We start from the raw sequence: 420 nt of genomic DNA, 5'->3' as shown, positions 1-420 counted from the left end.
TTAAGAGACAGCTGCGTTGCTGGCGGGCCGCGTCGAACAGCATGGTCCAGGGCATGGCCAGCAGGTCGCTGCAGTGGGTGCGGGCACCGGGCAGGCCGGGCGCGCGCAGGGGTTGCGGCACCAGCTGGCGGGCCATGCTGTTGGCACCCACCACGCAGCCATCGGCGTCCAGCGTCAGCAGGCCGTCGCCTTCACCGCCCAGCGGGCAGCCCGGCCAGTTCACGCGCAGCAGCAGGGCATGGGGCAGTTGCAGCAGCAGTGCGTCTTCCATGGCGCGGGCCGACCGGGCCACCAGGTGGCGCAGCTCGGGCCGTTCGGGCACATCCACACCCGTCAGGTCCAGCATGCCCATGCAGCGGCCCTGGGGGTCGAACAGCGGCGCTCCGGCGCAGCTGTAGCTGGCGTTGTCGTCAAAAAAAT

Annotated in this window: 1 pseudogene; it reads right to left on the bottom strand. The window is 70.5% G+C overall.

Annotated elements, in window-relative coordinates:
* Positions 1-420 (bottom strand): annotated as a pseudogene (locus tag GPA27_RS28550) (hypothetical protein); the annotation flags it as partial.

The sequence above is a fragment of the Aromatoleum toluolicum genome, assembly GCF_012911005.2.
Lineage (GTDB): Bacteria > Pseudomonadota > Gammaproteobacteria > Burkholderiales > Rhodocyclaceae > Aromatoleum > Aromatoleum toluolicum.
Note: the sequence above shows the minus strand (reverse complement) of the source record. Positions and strands in the feature narration are given on the sequence as shown.